Annotated in this window: 14 protein-coding genes; 12 read left to right on the forward strand and 2 right to left on the reverse strand. The window is 62.7% G+C overall.

Going from position 1 to position 16973, the window contains the following annotated elements; genetic code table 11:
* Positions 1-60: 60 nt before the first annotated feature.
* Positions 61-939: an MBL fold metallo-hydrolase gene (locus tag BLP99_RS12155; protein WP_072458739.1), complete on the reverse strand. Its 879-nt coding sequence runs from the start codon at positions 937-939 to the stop codon at positions 61-63.
* A gap of 112 nt (positions 940-1051) precedes the next feature.
* Between BLP99_RS12155 and BLP99_RS12160 the strand changes: the two genes are divergently transcribed.
* The 8 genes from BLP99_RS12160 to BLP99_RS12195 all read left to right on the forward strand — a co-directional run bounded on the left by BLP99_RS12160 (position 1052) and on the right by BLP99_RS12195 (position 11295).
* Complete coding sequence (locus tag BLP99_RS12160) at positions 1052-1957, forward strand: LysR family transcriptional regulator (RefSeq protein WP_072458740.1); 906 nt, start codon at positions 1052-1054, stop codon at positions 1955-1957.
* A 211-nt stretch (positions 1958-2168) separates the two neighbouring features.
* Positions 2169-3677 (forward strand): sigma-54-dependent transcriptional regulator, encoded by a 1509-nt coding sequence (locus tag BLP99_RS12165; protein WP_072395066.1) that lies wholly within the window; start codon positions 2169-2171, stop codon positions 3675-3677.
* A gap of 467 nt (positions 3678-4144) precedes the next feature.
* Positions 4145-4528 carry a glycine cleavage system protein GcvH gene (gcvH, locus tag BLP99_RS12170; protein WP_072395067.1) on the forward strand — a complete coding sequence of 128 codons (384 nt, stop codon included), beginning with the start codon at positions 4145-4147 and terminating at the stop codon, positions 4526-4528.
* Between the two features lie 11 nt (positions 4529-4539).
* On the forward strand, positions 4540-7389 hold the full coding sequence (gcvP, locus tag BLP99_RS12175; RefSeq protein ID WP_072395069.1) for an aminomethyl-transferring glycine dehydrogenase: 2850 nt from the start codon (positions 4540-4542) through the stop codon (positions 7387-7389).
* Positions 7390-7562: 173 nt separating this feature from the next.
* Positions 7563-8939, forward strand: a complete 1377-nt coding sequence (locus BLP99_RS12180) for an L-serine ammonia-lyase (RefSeq protein WP_092180385.1) — start codon at positions 7563-7565, stop codon at positions 8937-8939.
* 41 nt (positions 8940-8980) lie between these two features.
* The gene (gene gcvT, locus BLP99_RS12185) at positions 8981-10105 is read left to right on the forward strand and encodes a glycine cleavage system aminomethyltransferase GcvT (RefSeq protein ID WP_072395073.1); all 1125 of its coding nucleotides are present in this window, start codon (positions 8981-8983) and stop codon (positions 10103-10105) included.
* Between the two features lie 394 nt (positions 10106-10499).
* Positions 10500-10712 (forward strand): cold-shock protein, encoded by a 213-nt coding sequence (locus BLP99_RS12190; RefSeq protein ID WP_011335634.1) that lies wholly within the window; start codon positions 10500-10502, stop codon positions 10710-10712.
* A gap of 94 nt (positions 10713-10806) precedes the next feature.
* A complete protein-coding gene (locus BLP99_RS12195; RefSeq protein WP_072395075.1) occupies positions 10807-11295 on the forward strand; it encodes an RDD family protein in 489 nt (162 codons plus the stop codon).
* 189 nt (positions 11296-11484) lie between these two features.
* On the opposite strand, the gene nadA is transcribed toward BLP99_RS12195, so the two are convergent.
* Complete coding sequence (gene nadA, locus BLP99_RS12200) at positions 11485-12543, reverse strand: quinolinate synthase NadA (protein ID WP_072431872.1); 1059 nt, start codon at positions 12541-12543, stop codon at positions 11485-11487.
* A gap of 339 nt (positions 12544-12882) precedes the next feature.
* Between nadA and BLP99_RS12205 the strand changes: the two genes are divergently transcribed.
* The 4 genes from BLP99_RS12205 to copD are packed head-to-tail and all read left to right on the forward strand — an operon-like array spanning position 12883 to position 16962.
* Positions 12883-14688, forward strand: coding sequence for a copper resistance system multicopper oxidase (locus tag BLP99_RS12205; RefSeq protein ID WP_072395079.1), 1806 nt, complete (start codon positions 12883-12885; stop codon positions 14686-14688).
* 44 nt (positions 14689-14732) lie between these two features.
* Complete coding sequence (locus BLP99_RS12210) at positions 14733-15584, forward strand: copper resistance protein B (RefSeq protein WP_371128598.1); 852 nt, start codon at positions 14733-14735, stop codon at positions 15582-15584.
* A 59-nt stretch (positions 15585-15643) separates the two neighbouring features.
* Complete coding sequence (copC, locus tag BLP99_RS12215; protein ID WP_072395083.1) at positions 15644-16030, forward strand: copper homeostasis periplasmic binding protein CopC; 387 nt, start codon at positions 15644-15646, stop codon at positions 16028-16030.
* A 2-nt stretch (positions 16031-16032) separates the two neighbouring features.
* Positions 16033-16962, forward strand: a complete 930-nt coding sequence (gene copD / locus BLP99_RS12220; RefSeq protein ID WP_072431874.1) for a copper homeostasis membrane protein CopD — start codon at positions 16033-16035, stop codon at positions 16960-16962.
* The last annotated feature ends 11 nt before the right edge of the window (positions 16963-16973 follow it).

The following is a 16973-nucleotide window of genomic DNA, read 5'->3' on the forward strand; positions in this document are numbered from 1 at the left end:
CTCTTGCGGCGAGGGGGGTTATGCTCTCGACACGACGGTGCTCCGATCACCGATCGGGATTCACCACTTCATTTCTCCCTTGGCGACCTTGGCACTGAGATCCAGGGAGCTGGCTTCGCCCAGCTCCGGATAACGCTGCTTCATGGCGGCGACCAGCGCGGTGGAGTCCTTGGCCCGGACGGTTTCCTCGTCGAAGGCCTTGATGTAACCGGCGGTGAATGCCACCGGCGCCAGGGAACGGACGCTTTCGCCCAGGTAATGGCCCGGGATCACGGTGTTCGGCTGCAGTTTTTCAATGCCTGCGAGCGTCGCCAGCCAGTCCTGGTGGGACTGCGGCGTCTGGGTGTCCGCCATCCAGACGTGAATGTTCTCGGCCACCACCACACCGCCGACCACGGCCTTGATCGAGGGGATCCACACGAAGCTGCGGTCCGGCTGCGGGCCCTCCAGGCCAACGATCTGCAGACGCTTGCCTTCCAGGCTCAGGCTGTGGCCCTTGAGTACCTGGGGCACGATGGCCTTGGCCGGTGCGTCGGCCTTCAGGATCGGCCCCCAATACTTCAGCTTGCCCTCGACGGTCTGCCGGATGTGCTCGACGGTCGGCGCGGAGGCCAGCACCTTGGCCTCAGGGAACGCGGCGGTCAGGGTTTGCAGACCAAAATAGTAGTCCGGATCGCCGTGGCTGATGTAGATGGTGGTCAGTCGCTTGCCGCTGGCGCGGATTTTTTCCACCACCTGGGCCGCCTGGGACTGGCCGAACTGGGCATCCACCAAGATGGCCTCCTTCTCGCCGCTGACCAGCACCGAGGTCACGGGAAAGATCGCCGCCGTGCCGGGGTTGTAGACATCGAGCGTCAGGTCGGCCGCCCAGGCGTGGGCGGCGAATGCCATCGATGCGCCTACCAGGAACAGGCGTTTGAGTGGGGTGAATGCGATCATGGATGCTCCAGTGTCCAAAAGCCCGGAAGGGAATGAGACGGAGCTTAGTGACGTGATTGATTTCAAAAAATGCGATGATCGAACATAGTTTGTTTCTGAAATCGGGCAAATCATGGATCGTCTACAAGCAATGCGGGTGTTCGTCACGGTGGTGGACCTGGGCAGCCAGTCGGCAGCGGCGGATCACCTGGAGCTGTCGCGCCCGGTGGTGTCGCGCTACCTGGCGGAACTGGAGGACTGGGTGGGTGCCCGCTTGATGCACCGCACCACCCGCAAGCTCAGCCTGACGGCCGCGGGGACGGAGATCCTGCCGCGCTGTCGGCAGATGCTGGAACTCTCTGGCGACATGCAAGCGGCGGTCAGCACACCCGACGACGTGCCCCGGGGCATGCTGCGCATCAGCGCCAGCCCCTCGTTCGGCCAGGCCCAACTGGCCGGGGCCCTGGTCGAATACGTCAAGCGATACCCTGGCGTGAAAGTCGACCTGCAATTGCTCGATCGCACCGTGAACCTGGTGGACGAGCGTATCGACCTGGCCATCCGCATGAGCAACGACCTGGACCGGAACCTGATCGCCCGGCGCCTCACGGTCTGTCGCTCGGTGATCTGCGCCTCGCCCGCCTACCTGCGCGACCACCCGGCACCGCAGCGGGTCGAAGACTTGAGCGGGCACAACTGCCTGACCCACTCCTATGTGGGCAAGAGCCTCTGGCATTTCGAGCAGGACGGCGAGCAGGTTTCGGTACCGGTGCAAGGCAACATCTGCACCAACGAAGCCAGCACGCTGCTGCGGGTCACCATGGCAGGCGCCGGCGTGGCCATGCTGCCCAGCTACCAGGCCGGCACTCATATCCGCAGCGGCGAGCTGATCCGCCTGCTGCCTCACGCCGAACCTCGTCAGATGGCCATGTATGCGGTGTATGCCTCACGCAAGCACATGCCGTCGGCGCTGCGCAGCCTGGTGGATTTCCTGGTACTGAAGTTTCCCGAGGATCCAGAGTGGGATGTAGGGTTGTAACCATCATCCGCGGGAGCCTTTGTGGGAGCGAGCTTGCTCGCGATGGCGGCGTGTCAGCCACCCCTTTGTTAACTGGCTGACAGCCATCGCGAGCAAGCTCGCTCCCAGAGGGAATCGCTGTACAGCTTCAAGCCTCGCACCAGGATTTCACCAATAGCCCGCCCCAAGGCATACTTGCCACCCTTCGTCGTCCAGAACCCGAAACCGCCCCATGCGCATCCACGTCAGCTTCATCGACCGCGTCGGCATCACCCAGGAAGTCCTGGCGTTGCTCGGTGGGCGCAATCTCAATCTGGATGCGGTGGAGATGGTGCCGCCCAACGTCTACATCGATGCGCCGACCCTCAGCCCGCAAGTGCTGGATGAATTGCGCGAGGCGCTGTTTGCCGTGCGGGGCGTGCAGTCGGTCACCGTGGTGGATATCCTGCCCGGCCAGCGCCGGCACCTGCAGCTCGACGCCCTGCTGGCCGCCATGACCGACCCGGTGCTGGCACTGGACAGCGCCGGCAATGTATTGCTGGCCAACCCGGCATTGATCGCCCTGTACGGACGTGACCCCACCGGCAAGAGCGTGGCCGGGCTGTTCGGCGATGAAGCGCTGCTGGGCGCCCTGTTGGAAAACGGGTTCCGCCTGCCACTGCGGGAAGTCACCCTCAACGGCCAGACGCTGCTGCTGGACGCCACGCCCATCACCGACGCGGGGGCGCTGCTGACGCTGTATCAGCCCAATCGCATCGGTGAACGCCTGTCGGCGCTGCACCACGACCATGCCGAAGGCTTCGATGCGCTGCTGGGCGAATCCCCGGCGATCCGGACCCTCAAGGCCCGGGCCCAGCGGGTGGCGGCCCTGGATGCACCGCTGCTGATCCAGGGCGAAACCGGTACCGGCAAAGAGCTGGTGGCCCGGGCCTGCCACGCCATCAGTGCCCGCCACAGCGCGCCGTTCCTGGCCTTGAACTGCGCCGCCCTGCCGGAAAACCTGGCTGAAAGCGAACTGTTCGGCTATGCCCCCGGCGCCTTCACCGGTGCGCAACGGGGCGGCAAGCCCGGGCTGATGGAATTGGCGAACCAGGGCACGGTATTCCTGGATGAAATCGGCGAAATGTCACCGTACCTGCAAGCCAAGTTGCTGCGATTCCTGAACGACGGCAGCTTCCGCCGGGTCGGAGGCGACCGGGAAATCAAGGTCAACGTACGCATCCTCAGCGCCACCCATCGCAACCTGGAGAAGATGGTCAGCGAAGGCTCGTTCCGCGAAGACCTGTTCTATCGCCTGAACGTGCTCAACGTCGAAGTCCCGCCCCTGCGCGAACGTGGCCAGGACATCCTGCTGCTGGCGCGCTATTTCATGCAGCAGGCCTGTGCGCAGATCCAGCGTCCGGTCTGTCGCCTGGCTCCGGGGACGTACCCGGCGCTGCTGGGCAACCGCTGGCCGGGCAACGTCCGGCAACTGCAGAACGTGATTTTCCGCGCCGCGGCTATCTGCGAAAGCAGCCTGGTGGACATCGGCGACCTGGACATCGCCGGCACCTCCGTCGCGCGTCAGGGCGACGTGGAAGTCGAAAGTCTGGAACAGGCCGTGGAAACCTTCGAAAAACAGTTGCTCGAAAGCCTCTACGTCAACTACCCCTCCACCCGCCAACTCGCCAGCCGCTTGCAAACCTCCCATACCGCGATTGCCCATCGGTTGCGCAAGTACGGGATTTCCAACAAGCCGTAGACCCTGGGGGAGCGAGCTTGCTCGCGATGGGGACTGCCAGTCACTGCTGTGCAAACCGATCCGCCGCTATCGCGAGCAAGCTCGCTTCCACAAGGTGACGGCCCCCCGAGAAGGTGGACAACCACCTGACTTTTTGGGTGTTCCATGGGCCAGCGTTGCGTTCAGAATCAAGCCAAAAACGACCTCCATCTGTACTGAAAGCGCTACAGCGGAACGATATCGCTACACCCTTCGCTAATCTGCGCTGCGCAAGGCTTTGATCCCACAACGTTTTTATTGCACCTCATAGCTGTAGCGATTTCGCTACAGACGAGGGGATTCCCGTTCTGAAAGATCCGATCAAACCATTGATTTACAAGCACTTATCCATATTGGCCGCATTCTTGCTAAGGGTATAGCCATTCGGCCGGGCCAAGCCCCGCGCCTTCCTTCGCGTCCACCAGACGAATCTGGCCCCAGGAGTTTCCATGAGCGAGTTGCGTTTCACTGAAGATCACGAATGGCTGCGTGCCGAAGCCGATGGCAGCGTTACCGTCGGCATTACCGCTTTCGCGCAGAACGCATTGGGGGACGTGGTTTTTGTGCAACTGCCTGAATTGCAGTCCTATGAAAAGGGCGCCGAGGCCTCCACGGTAGAATCGGTCAAGGCCGCCAGTGGTGTGTACATGCCTCTGGACGGTGAAGTGCTGGAAGTGAACGACAAACTCGACGCCAGCCCGGAACTGGTCAACGAAGACCCGATGGGCGAAGGCTGGTTCTTCCGCTTTAAACCGACCGACGCCGACGCAATGGCTAAGCTGTTGGATCAGGATGCGTACGACCGCCTGATCAAAGCCAACGCCCAAGCCTGAGGAACCACGACATGACCATCCATCTGGGCACCGCCAACGAATTCATCGCTCGCCACATCGGCCCGCGAGCCAGCGACGAAAAAGCCATGCTCGAGCGCCTGGGCTACGACTCCCTGGAAGCCCTGAGCGCCAGTGTCATCCCTGAAAGCATCAAGGGCACCAGCGTGCTGGACATGGGCGACGGCCAGAGCGAAGCCGAGGCACTGGCTTCGATCAAGGCCATTGCCGGCAAGAATCAGTTGTTCAAGACCTACATCGGCCAGGGCTACTACAACTGCCACACGCCGGCGCCGATCCTGCGCAACCTGCTGGAAAACCCCGCCTGGTACACCGCCTACACCCCATACCAGCCGGAAATTTCCCAAGGCCGTCTCGAAGCGCTGCTGAACTTCCAGACCCTGATCAGCGACCTCACCGGCCTGCCTATCGCCAACGCCTCCCTGCTGGACGAAGCCACCGCCGCCGCCGAGGCCATGACTTTCTGCAAGCGCCTGAGCAAGAACAAGGGCAGCAACGCTTTCTTCGCCTCGCGCCATTGCCACCCGCAGACCCTCGACGTGCTGCGTACCCGTGCCGAGCCCCTGGGCATCGACGTGGTGGTAGGCGATGAGCACGAACTGACCGACGTCAGCCCGTTCTTCGGTGCGCTGCTGCAATACCCGGCCAGCAACGGTGACCTGTTCGACTACCGCGAACTGACCGAACGCTTCCACGCCGCCAATGCCCTGGTGGCGGTTGCGGCCGACCTGCTGGCCCTGACCCTGCTGGCCGCCCCGGGCGAGTTCGGCGCCGACGTGGCCATCGGCAGCGCCCAGCGCTTCGGCGTGCCGCTGGGCTTCGGCGGCCCGCACGCGGCCTACTTCTCCACCAAGGATGCCTTCAAGCGCGACATGCCGGGCCGCCTGGTAGGCGTTTCCGTGGACCGTTTCGGCAAGCCGGCCCTGCGCCTGGCCATGCAGACCCGCGAGCAACATATCCGCCGCGAAAAAGCCACCAGCAACATCTGCACCGCCCAGGTCCTGCTGGCCAACATCGCCAGCATGTACGCCGTTTACCACGGCCCCAAGGGCCTGACGCAAATCGCCAACCGCATCCATCACCTCACCGCGATCCTCGCCAAGGGCCTGGGCGCGCTGGGCTTGAGCGTGGAGCAAGAGAGCTTCTTCGACACCCTGACCCTGCACACCGGCGCACAGACCGCCGCCCTGCACGACAAGGCCCGCGCCCAACGCATCAACCTGCGCGTGGTGGACGCGCAGCGCCTGGGTCTGTCCCTGGACGAGACCACCAGCCAGGCTGATGTCGAAGCGCTGTGGAGCCTGCTGGCCGACGGCAAGGCCCTGCCGGACTTCGCGGCCCTGGCCGCCACCGTGCAAAGCCGTATCCCGGCCGAGCTGGTGCGCCAATCGGCAATCCTCAGCCACCCGGTGTTCAACCGCTACCATTCCGAAACCGAGCTGATGCGTTACCTGCGCAAGCTCGCCGACAAGGACCTGGCCCTGGATCGCACCATGATCCCGTTGGGTTCCTGCACCATGAAGCTCAACGCCGCCAGCGAGATGATCCCGGTGACCTGGGCCGAGTTCGGCGCCCTGCATCCGTTCGCCCCGGCCGAGCAGAGCGCCGGCTACCAGCAGCTGACGTCCGAACTGGAAGCCATGCTCTGCGCCGCCACCGGCTACGACGCCGTGTCGCTGCAACCCAACGCCGGTTCCCAGGGTGAATACGCCGGCCTGCTGGCGATCCGTGCCTATCACCAGAGCCGCGGCGAAGAACGTCGCGACATCTGCCTGATCCCATCCTCGGCCCACGGCACCAACCCGGCCACCGCCAACATGGCCGGCATGCGCGTCGTGGTCACCGCCTGCGATGCCCGCGGCAACGTCGACATTGAAGACCTGCGGGCCAAGGCCATCGAGCACCGCGAACACCTCGCCGCGCTGATGATCACCTACCCGTCCACCCACGGTGTGTTCGAAGAAGGCATCCGCGAAATCTGCGGGATCATCCATGACAACGGCGGCCAGGTATACATCGATGGAGCCAACATGAACGCCATGGTCGGCCTCTGCGCCCCGGGCAAGTTCGGCGGCGACGTGTCGCACCTGAACCTGCACAAGACCTTCTGCATCCCTCACGGCGGTGGCGGCCCGGGCGTCGGCCCGATCGGCGTCAAGTCGCACCTGGCACCGTTCCTGCCGGGCCATGCCAACATGGAGCGCAAGGAAGGCGCGGTGTGCGCGGCGCCGTTCGGCAGCGCGAGCATCCTGCCGATCACCTGGATGTACATCCGCATGATGGGTGGCGCCGGCCTCAAGCGCGCGTCGCAACTGGCGATCCTCAACGCCAACTACATCGCTCGTCGCCTGGAAGAGCATTACCCGGTGCTCTACTCCGGCAGCAACGGCCTGGTGGCCCACGAATGCATCCTTGACCTGCGTCCGCTCAAGGACAGCAGCGGCATCAGTGTCGATGACGTGGCCAAGCGCCTGATCGACTTCGGTTTCCACGCCCCGACCATGTCCTTCCCGGTGGCCGGCACCTTGATGATCGAGCCGACCGAAAGCGAATCCAAGGAAGAACTGGACCGCTTCTGCGACGCCATGATCTGCATCCGCGAAGAAATCCGCGCGGTGGAAAACGGCAGCCTGGACAAGGACGACAACCCGCTGAAGAACGCCCCGCACACCGCGGCGGAGCTGGTCGGCGAATGGACCCACCCCTACAGCCGCGAACAGGCGGTCTACCCGGTGGCCTCGTTGATCGAAGGCAAATACTGGCCGCCGGTAGGCCGGGTCGACAACGTCTTCGGCGACCGCAACCTGGTTTGCGCCTGCCCGTCGATCGAAAGCTACGCTTGACCTGGGGGGCGGGTTTGCTCGCCCCTCTCGAGAACACCGCGAACCTTGTGGAAGGTCACTTTCTCAAGGAAACCACATCTGCTTTGTGGGAGCGAGCTTGCTCGCTTTCACAAAGGAGCCTGTGCCCCCATTCATAACCGTCGATCCTCATAAAAAGAAACCGGAGAAACACCATGTCGTTAAGCGTGTTCGACCTGTTCAAGATCGGTATCGGCCCTTCCAGTTCCCATACGGTCGGCCCGATGCGTGCCGCTGCCCGTTTCGTCGAGGGGTTGCGCCGTGATGACCTGCTCGAGACCATCACCAGCGTCAAGGTGGAGCTGTACGGATCCCTCGGTGCCACCGGCAAGGGCCACGGCAGCGACAAGGCCGTGCTGCTGGGCCTGGAGGGTGAACATCCGGATACGGTGGATACCGAAACCGTGACTGCCCGTCTGCAGGAGATCCGCAGCAACGGGCGCTTGAACCTGCTGGGCCAGCACCCCATCGATTTCAATGAAAAACTGCACCTGGCGATGATTCGCAAGCCCTTGGCGTACCACCCCAACGGCATGATCTTCCGCGCCTTCGATGCCGCGGGCCTGCAAGTGCGCAGCCGCGAATATTACTCGGTGGGGGGTGGTTTCGTCGTGGACGAGGACGCCGCCGGCGCCGACCGTATCGTCGAAGATGCCACGCCACTGACGTTTGCGTTCAAGAGCGCGAAGGACCTGCTGGGCCATTGCATCACCTATGGCCTGTCCATCAGCCAGGTGATGCTGACCAACGAAAGCGCCTGGCGCCCCGAAGCCGAGACCCGCGCCGGTCTGCTGAAGATCTGGCAGGTGATGCAGGATTGCGTGGCGGCCGGGTGCCGCAACGAAGGGATCCTGCCGGGGGGGCTGAAGGTCAAGCGCCGGGCCGCGGCGTTGCACCGCCAGTTGTGCAAGAACCCCGAAGCCGCCCTGCGCGACCCGCTGTCGGTGCTGGACTGGGTCAACCTCTATGCCCTGGCGGTCAACGAGGAGAACGCCTATGGCGGACGCGTCGTCACCGCCCCGACCAACGGGGCGGCAGGGATCATCCCGGCCGTGCTGCATTACTACATGCGCTTCATTCCCGGGGCCAACGAGGATGGCGTGGTGCGGTTCCTGTTGACTGCAGCCGCCATCGGCATCCTCTACAAGGAGAACGCGTCCATCTCCGGTGCCGAGGTCGGCTGCCAGGGTGAAGTCGGCGTGGCCTGCTCCATGGCGGCCGGCGCCCTGTGCGAAGTGCTGGGCGGTACCGTACAGCAAGTGGAGAATGCCGCCGAAATCGGCATGGAACACAACCTCGGGCTGACTTGCGACCCCATCGGAGGCCTGGTGCAGGTGCCCTGCATCGAGCGCAACGCCATGGGCTCGGTGAAAGCCATCAACGCCGTACGCATGGCGATGCGCGGCGACGGCCATCACTTCGTCTCTCTCGATAAAGTCATCCGCACCATGCGCCAGACCGGCGCCGACATGAAAAGCAAATACAAGGAGACCGCCCGCGGCGGTCTGGCGGTCAACATCATCGAATGCTGATGCGTGTTGCGCGCCCCTCTTCATTTTTTCCAGGAGCCGATATGTCCACCGAACCACTGTTGAAAACCCCGCTGCATGCCCTGCACCTCGAACTCGGCGCCCGCATGGTGCCGTTCGCCGGCTACGACATGCCGGTGCAGTACCCACTGGGCGTGATGAAGGAACACCAGCACACCCGAGACCAGGCCGGGTTGTTCGACGTGTCCCACATGGGCCAGATCCGCCTGACCGGCGCGGGTGCCGCCCAGGCCCTGGAAACCCTGGTGCCGGTGGACATCGTCGACCTGCCGGTGGGCATGCAGCGCTATGCCATGTTCACCAACGAGAACGGCGGCATCCTCGACGACCTGATGGTCGCCAACCTGGGCAACGACGAACTGTTCCTGGTGGTCAATGCCGCCTGCAAGGACCAGGACCTGGCCCACCTGCGTGCCCACATCGGCGACCAGTGCAGCATCGAACCGCTGTTCGAAGCCCGTGCCCTGCTCGCCCTGCAAGGCCCAGCCGCCGTAACCGTGCTCGCCCGCCTGGCGCCGGAAGTGGCAAAGATGACCTTCATGCAGTTCCAGCGTGTCACGCTGCTGGGCGTGGAGTGCTTTGTCAGCCGTTCGGGCTACACCGGCGAGGACGGGTTTGAGATCTCCGTACCCGCCGCCGAATCGGAAAAACTGGCCCGCGCCCTGCTGGCCGAACCGGAAGTGGCCGCCATCGGCCTCGGTGCCCGCGACTCCCTGCGCCTGGAAGCTGGTCTGTGCCTCTATGGCCATGACATGGACACCCAGACCACACCGGTAGAGGCCAGCCTGCTCTGGGCCATTTCCAAGGTCCGGCGTGCCGATGGCGCTCGCGCGGGAGGCTTCCCGGGCGCTGACACCGTGTTCGCCCAGCAACGCAATGGCGTAAGCCGCAAACGTGTCGGCCTGTTGCCCCAGGAACGCACACCGGTGCGCGAAGGCGCGGAGATCGTCAACGAGGCCGGCGAGATCATCGGTACCGTCTGCAGCGGCGGTTTCGGCCCTACCCTGGGTGGTCCGTTGGCAATGGGTTATCTGGACAGCGCCTATGTCGCACTGGACACGCCGGTCTGGGCCATCGTGCGCGGTAAAAAGGTGCCTTTGCTTGTAAGCAAAATGCCATTCGTTCCACAACGCTACTACCGTGGCTGATTGACTGTTTCTATAAGTAACGCGGTTGCGTTATCCGTGCACTAATGTGTAACGCAACCGCCATAAAAAGGTGCATTTATTACTTACTGGGCAAGCGTTATAACAGCGACAAACAATTGAACCAGACTATCGACTAAGCCCAGGCTGGCGAAGCGCGCAAATAGCGCAAGACTCAGGAAATCCGTGCCTTTGAGAGGGGGTTGTTTTTTTGTCGGTAGTTGGCGTAGAGTTTGGTCACTGTGTTTGCATGGGTCGCTTGGAATCGTGACCTGGGCAGTAGCCTATGAAGTTCGCTACATCCCGTTCGACGTCTCTTACTTTCCTGCAACCCAGCCCCAGTACTCTTTCATGTGAAAGAGGCTGTCATTAATTTAGCGTCAAAGGAAATAAGAAAATGTCTCAGCGTCAGAGCGGTACCGTCAAGTGGTTCAACGACGAAAAGGGTTTTGGTTTTATCACTCCTGAGAGCGGTCCGGATCTGTTCGTACATTTCCGCGCCATCCAGGGCAACGGCTTCAAGAGCCTGAAAGAAGGCCAGAAGGTCACCTTCGTTGCCGTGCAAGGCCAGAAAGGCATGCAAGCTGACGAGGTTATTGCCGAGGCCTGAGGCTTTCGCAAACCAAAAAGCCCCTGATTGATATCAGGGGCTTTTTTATGGACGTAAATCCGTAGAATGGCTTCTTTTTCGGTTCGAGGCCGTCATGTCGAAACACCTGCTCACCCCTCAGGGTGACTTCCCTCCCGTCGGCCTGGGTCGTCGCCTGGCCGCGATGTTCTATGACTTCCTGTTGTGCACGGCCCTGCTGATCGTCACCAGCGGCATCTACAAGATGATCCAGATGAGCATCATCGGCGAAGAAAAAATGCGCGCCCTTACCGAGGCCGGCGCGCTGGACGGCGACCCGCTGCTGTCCACCGTGCTGCTGTTCGCGCTGTTCGGCTTCTTCGCCAAATTCTGGACCCATAACGGCCAGACCCTGGGCATGCAGGTCTGGGGCATCCGAGTACAGAACGCCGATGGCACAGCCATCAGCCTGTGGCAGGCATTGCTGCGGTTCGTGGTGTCGATTGCTTCGTTGTTGCTGGTGGGGCTGGGCTTCATCTGGTCGTTGTTCGACAAGCACAAGCGCAGCTGGCATGACATCTACTCGGATACGCAATTGGTGCGGATTCCCAAGAAGACGAAGTAAAAAAACACCGTGTCAGCGGATTGAAATACATTGCGGCAAGGGGATTTATCCCCGCTGGGTCGCGAAGCGGCCCAATTTGTTCATCCTGATACGCCGTGGTGTCAGGCTGTAGGGCTGCTTCGCAGCCCTACAGGGGTAACTCCCCTCGCCACAAAAAACCTCGCAAGTCTCAAAATACTCTTCAGTGCCTCAAGCATTCCCCGCCAGTTTCATCCGCGCTGCCTGGGTGAAATCCAGCATGCGCTTGAGCGGGCGAATGGCCTGGGGGATCAACGCCGGGTCGACGAAGATCTCGTTGGTGCCTTCCTGCAGGCTCTTGAGGGTACGCTCCAGGGTGTTCATCGCCATCCATGGGCAATGCGCACAACTGCGGCAGGCCGCGCCGTTCCCGGCGGTAGGGGCCTCGATGAAGACCTTGTCCGGGCACAACTGCTGCATCTTGTAGAAGATACCCCGGTCGGTCGCGACGATCAGTGTCTTGTTCGGCAGGCTCTGGGCCGCCGCGATCAACTGGCTGGTGGAGCCCACGGCGTCCGCCAACTCGATGACCGAAGTCGGCGACTCCGGATGCACCAGGATCGCGGCGTCCGGATAAAGGGCCTTCATGTCCTCCAGTTGCTTGGACTTGAATTCCTCGTGGACGATGCAGGCCCCGTCCCAGAGCAGCATATCGGCGCCGGTCTTGCGCTGGATATAGGTCCCCAGGTGCTTGTCCGGCCCCCAGATGATCGTCTCGCCGTTGTCCATCAGGCTCTCGACGATTTCCAGGGCACAGCTGGAAGTCACGACCCAGTCGGCACGCGCCTTGACCGCCGCCGAGGTGTTGGCATACACCACCACGGTACGCTCCGGGTGCTGGTCGCAGAACGCCGAGAATTCCTCCACCGGGCAGCCCAGGTCCAGGGAACAGGTGGCCTCCAGCGTCGGCATCAATACGCGTTTTTCGGGGTTGAGGATCTTGGCGGTTTCCCCCATGAACTTGACCCCGGCCACCACCACAGTCTTGGCCGGGTGGGCGTTGCCGAAGCGGGCCATTTCCAGGGAGTCGGATACGCAGCCCCCGGTCTCCTCGGCCAGGGCCTGGATGATCGGGTCGCAGTAGAAGTGGGCAACCAGCACCGCGTCCTGAGCCTTGAGCTCGGCGGCGATGGCGGCGCGGTACCAGGCCTCTTGCTCGGCGCTCAGCGGCTTGGGCTGTTTGGCATCGAGATGGGCCTGGACTAGAAGGCGTTCGGAAATTTGCGTCATGTTCGCAAGACCTGCAAGCGCGTTCGCGCGAAAGTCGAGTATACACCCGGCTCCGGACCACTCGGGTACCGCCGGGAAAGTGGGTATCAATCAGGCACGGGACAGCGTGAAGCCGGCAAGGCTACAGAATATCCGGTCGATGCAAAAGATCATTCTGATCGACGTCCGGCCGGTACGCTCCGGCGCGTCCTCGACGCCCTGCCGCAGGCGAACGAGGGCCGCGTCAACCTGACTGAAATGTAATCACTCGCCCCGCTCGCCTGTGTCATCGTTGCCTTCAGATCTGCACGGGGAAATGCTCCTCGGGCACGTTGCGAATCGACGGACGGACATTTATCGATGCAAACGAACACCTCCCGACGAACCTTCGTAAAGGGCTTGACCGCTGGCGGCATCCTCGGTGGCCTGGGCCTGTGGCGCGCGCCTGTCTGGGCACTGACCGGCCCTGACCAACCCAATGTACTGAGCGGCACCGAATTCGACCTGTTCATTGGCGAAAGCCCGGTCAATTTCACCGGCCACCCTCGTACCGCCCAGACCATCAACGGCGGCATCCCCGGCCCGCTGCTGCGCTGGCGCGAAGGCGACACCGTGACCCTGCGGGTACGCAACCGCTTGAAGGACACCACATCCATTCACTGGCACGGCATCATCCTGCCGGCCAACATGGACGGTGTTCCAGGGTTGAGCTTCAAGGGCATCGAACCCGACGGCCAGTACGTCTACCAATTCAAGGTCCGTCAGAACGGCACCTACTGGTACCACAGTCATTCCGGCTTCCAGGAACAGTCCGGGGTCTATGGCCCGCTGGTCATCGATGCCCGGGAACCCGAGCCCTTCCAGTACGAGCGCGACTACGTGGTAATGCTCAGCGACTGGACCGATGAAGACCCCGCCGACGTCATTCGCAAGCTCAAGAAGCAGTCGGACTATTACAACTACAACAAACGCACCGTGGGCGACTTTATCGACGATGTCGCCAGCAAAGGCTGGGGCGCCACCGTGGCCGATCGCAAGATGTGGGCTGAAATGAAAATGAACCCCACCGACCTGGCGGACGTCAGTGGCGCCACCTACACCTACCTGATGAACGGCCAGGCGCCGGACATGAACTGGACCGGTCTGTTCAAGCCCGGCGAGCGGATTCGCCTGCGCTTGATCAATGGTTCGTCCATGACCTACTTCGACGTACGCATCCCTGGCCTGAAAATGACGGTGGTCGCTTCCGACGGCCAGTACGTCAACCCGGTGCAAGTCGACGAATTCCGGATTGCCGTGGCCGAGACCTATGACGTCATCATCGAGCCGACCGAACAGGCCTATACGCTATTCGCCCAATCGATGGACCGCACCGGGTATGCCCGTGGCACCCTGGCGGCCCGACCCGGACTCGCGGCCCCGGTGCCGCCGCTGGACCCTCGGCCGCTGGTCACCATGGACGACATGGGCATGGGCGGCATGGATCATGGCAGCATGGGCGACATGGGCGCCATGGACCATGGATCGATGCAAGGCATGGATCACAGCCAGATGCCAGCAATGGACCACGGCTCCATGCAAGGCATGGATCACAGTGAAATGCCCATGATGGATCACGGCGCCATGCCAGGCATGGGCGATATGCCCACCCATCCTGCGTCGGAAAAAGACAACCCGCTGGTGGACATGCAGGCCATGAGCGTCAAGCCCAAGCTCGACGACCCCGGCATGGGCCTGCGCAACAACGGCCGCAGGGTACTGACCTATGCGGACCTTCGCAGTACCTTCCCCGATCCGGACGGTCGCGAACCGGGCCGCACCATTGAATTGCACCTGACCGGCCACATGGAGAAATTCGTCTGGTCATTCAACGGCGTGAAGTTCTCGGACGCTGCGCCGTTGCTGTTCAAGTACGGCGAGCGACTGCGCATCGTACTGGTCAACGACACCATGATGACTCACCCCATCCACCTGCATGGCATGTGGAGCGACCTGGAGGATGAAGACGGCCAGTTCATGGTGCGTAAACACACCCTCGACGTGCCACCGGGCTCCAGGCGCAGTTATCGGGTCACCGCCGATGCCCTCGGACGCTGGGCGTATCACTGCCACCTGCTCTTTCACATGGAAATGGGCATGTTCCGTGAAATCCGGGTACAGGAATGAGGAGCCGAATCATGACCACCCACATTCATTACCCCCTTGTGTCGATGATGTTCATGGCCAGCCTGGCACAGGGCATCGCCACGCCCGCCTGGGCGGCGAGCCACGACATGCAAGGCATGGATCACAGCCAGATGCAGGGCATGGATTCGATGCAGGGCATGCAGTCGATGGATTCGCCCACCACCAGCCGTACGCCGATCCCCGAACCGAGCGCGGCCGACCGTGCGGCGGTCTATGAAGATCACGGCGGTCATGCGGTGCATGACAGTGCACTCAACTCGTTCTTCCTGGTCAACCAGCTGGAATGGCAGGACGCCGACGAGGGCAGCGCCGTGAGCTGGGACGCCTCCGGCTGGATCGGCGGCGATATCGACCGGTTGTGGCTGCGCTCCGAAGGCGAACGCACCAATGGCAAGACCGAGGAAGCCGAGCTCCAGGCCCTCTGGGGCCATGCCATCAGCCCCTGGTGGGACGTGGTGGCGGGCGTGCGCCAGGACTTCAAGCCGGGCGAGCCGCAGACCTGGGCCGCCCTGGGCCTACAGGGCATGGCACTGTACAACTTCGAAACCCAGGCCACGGCATACCTCGGCGAAAACGGCCAGAGCGGGCTACGCCTGGAAGGCGACTACGACATTCTGTTGACCAACCGCCTGATCCTGCAGCCTACCGCCGAAGCCAACTTCCATGGCAAGGACGATCCGGCCCGCGCGGTAGGCTCAGGCTTGTCGAACACCGAACTGGGGCTGCGGCTGCGCTATGAGATCCGCCGCGAATTCGCCCCCTACATCGGCGTCACCTGGAACCGCGCCTACGGCAACACCGCGGACTACGCCCGGGAAGAAGGCGACGACCGCAGCGAAGCGCGCCTGGTCCTGGGTGTGCGCCTGTGGTTCTGATCGGTTGACCTCATTCGATCCCCCAAAAAACCAGAAAAAACCGTTGTAGGAGTCCTTGCATGTCATTGATCAAAACCGCTGTCATCACCGTCGCATTGTCCGCTGGCCTGTTGGGCAGCGGCCTGGCCCAGGCCCATCCCAAGCTGCTGTCCTCCAACCCCGCCGATGGCGCGCAGGGGCCGGCGCCAGCGAAAATCGAACTGCATTTTTCCGAAAACCTGATGACGAAGTTCTCCGGCGCCAAGCTGTTGATGACCGAGATGCCCGGCATGTCGGCCCATTCGCCGATGGCGATGCCGGCCAAGGTATCTGGCAGCGATGATCCCAAGACGATGGTCATCACCCCGAACACCCCGCTCACGGCGGGCACCTACCAGGTCCAATGGCGCGCCGTGTCGTCCGACACTCACCCGATCACCGGCAACGTCACATTCAAGGTGAAGTGATCTTGAGCGACTCGATCAATCTCGAACTGATCAACATCGCTCTGCGCCTGGCCCTGTATCTGGACCTGATGCTGTTATTCGGGCTCGCGGCATTCGGCCTTTATGGCCTGCGGGGCCGGGAGCGCAGGTCTGGCGAGGTGTTGCCTTTCGCGGGGCTCCTGGCGACGACGGCACTGGTGGGCGTGTTGCTTTCCATGGCCGGCATGTTATGCATGGCCTGGAGCATGAGCGGCGTTTCGGACTGGGCGGAGCTGCGCCCGCATGTCGAAATGATGGTGCTGGAGACTGACGTGGGCACGAGCTGGAGCCTGCGGGTCCTGGCGCTGATACTGGCCACTGTCGCCGCGACGCAAAGCAAGCGCTGGCCGACCGCCAGCCTGTGGCTGGTCACACTGGCCGCGGGTGCTGCCGTTGCGACACTGGCCTGGGCCGGTCATGGGGCCATGGATGAAGGTGAACGACGGACCTGGCATCTGATCACCGACTTCCTGCATCTCTGGGCCGCCGGGGCCTGGGTCGGCGCCTTGGCCGCGTTCGTCCTGCTGCTGCGCCAGGCCGAACATCGGCTGTCGGTGCTGGCTCGAACGCTCACCGGCTTCGAAACCGCCGGGGCCGTGATCGTGCTGGTCATCAGCATGACCGGTGCGGTGAATTACCTGTTCATCGTAGGCCCGACGCTGGATATCCTTCCGGACAGCCTCTATGGCCAGTTGATGGCGCTCAAGCTCGGCCTGTTCATGGCCATGCTGACATTCGCCGCGCTGAACCGCTTTCATCTGAGCCCACTGCTGGAGCAGGCCAGGCAAACCGGCGAGCATCGTGTGGCGGTGAATGCCCTGAGGCGCAGCATGGCCCTGGAGTTATCGGTGGCAGTGATCATCCTGGGGCTGGTCGCCTGGCTGGGCACGCTGAGCCCGGGAATAGACGCCTAGGCTCTGTATGA

Origin of the sequence: Pseudomonas sp. NFACC32-1 (assembly GCF_900101215.1) — a bacterium.
Taxonomy (GTDB): domain Bacteria; phylum Pseudomonadota; class Gammaproteobacteria; order Pseudomonadales; family Pseudomonadaceae; genus Aquipseudomonas.